The 1,227-nt window shown below is 69.7% G+C and carries 2 protein-coding genes; one reads left to right on the top strand and one right to left on the bottom strand.

All coding sequences use genetic code 11. The features are described from left to right. On the bottom strand, positions 1-262 hold a 262-nt coding region (locus tag QQK25_RS23015; protein ID WP_284190048.1), incomplete at its 3' end, for a hypothetical protein. Positions 263-528: 266 nt separating this feature from the next. Here QQK25_RS23015 and QQK25_RS23010 point away from each other — a divergent pair. Continuing rightward, positions 529-1,155, top strand: a complete 627-nt coding sequence (locus tag QQK25_RS23010) for an SCO family protein (protein WP_284190047.1) — start codon at positions 529-531, stop codon at positions 1,153-1,155. Positions 1,156-1,227 lie beyond the last annotated feature (72 nt).

Here is a 1,227-nt window from a genome sequence, read left to right as displayed (position 1 = left end):
CCAGCACCGGCCGCTTGCCGGCCTCGGCCAGCAGCGCCACCGGCGGCGCCGAGCCGCTGCCGGCGATCACACCCTGCAGGGTCAGGTGGGGCATCGTCGGGGCCGCGCCGGGCAGCTGGGGCAGCGAGGCCGAGGCCGGTGGCAGGTTGTGGGATGCCACCGGCAGCAGCCCGGCATCCTCGGCGGCCCACAGGCCCAGCACCACCGCCAGCCCTGCGAACACCACAATGCGCTGGATGTGGTCGTAGTCGAACCACTTCATTCCGAGATCTCCATCCGGGCAAGGCACGCCGGCGCCCGTTTCCTGACGGACCCATCGGGACACGCTAAGCCGCATGAGTTGTTTTTGCATGGCCGTACCGTATCACCCGGTCTAGCGTATCTTGCTGCCATGTCACGTGTTTTTACCGTTTTTACGTGATTTAGAGTTTCGTCGGGGCAAGGTGTGGCGCGCATCACGCCAGCAACGGGGCATCCGGCCAGAAAATGGACGGGTGCCCACTTTCTGCATTGCATGCGGAGCCCGCCATGACCTCCAGACCCTTCTTCACCGTCCGCGTGACCGCCGCGATCCTGCTCATCCTGCTGGCGGTGCCCAGCGGCCTGTGGGCGGCCGACGACCATTCCCACCACATGCACAGCCTGCACGCCGTCTCGTCGGTGAGCCGCAGCGAGGTCGCCTACGCCATGCCGGCGGTCAGCCTGCGCAACCAGGACGGGGTGAGCGCGGCCTTTCCGGCGCTGGTGGATGACGGCCGGCCGGTGCTGCTCAACTTCATCTACACCAGCTGCACGGCGATCTGCCCGCCGATGACGCGGATCTTTGCCGAAGTGCGCGAAGGCCTCGGCGCCGACCGGGCCCGGGTGCGCATGGTGTCGGTGTCCATCGACCCGGAGCAGGACACGCCGGCCCGCCTCAAGGCCTACGCCCGCCAGTACGGCGCCGGGGTGGGCACCGACTGGCTGTTCCTCACCGGCAGCGACGCCGCCAGCAGCGCCGTTCAGAAGGCCTTCAACGCCTACCGGCCCGACAAGATGGGCCACACGCCGGTGAGCTTCCTGCGCCGTGCGCCGGGCCAGCCGTGGGTGCGCCTCGACGGCATGGCCCAGGCCGACCGCATCCTGGCCGAACTCCGCCCGATGCTCGCCAAATGAGCGCGGTCGCCGTGCGCGCCCTGGCCGTCGCCGCCGCTGCGCTTGCCGCGGGCAGCGCGCTGGCCGATGCCG

The organism is Zoogloea oryzae, assembly GCF_030161255.1.
Lineage (GTDB): Bacteria > Pseudomonadota > Gammaproteobacteria > Burkholderiales > Rhodocyclaceae > Zoogloea > Zoogloea oryzae.
Note: the sequence above shows the minus strand (reverse complement) of the source record. Positions and strands in the feature narration are given on the sequence as shown.

Excerpts from the sequence above, each read along its gene's own strand:
- QQK25_RS23010 (WP_284190047.1), top strand. The coding sequence starts at position 529 with ATGACCTCCAGACCCTTCTTCACCGTCCGCGTGACCGCCGCGATCCTG.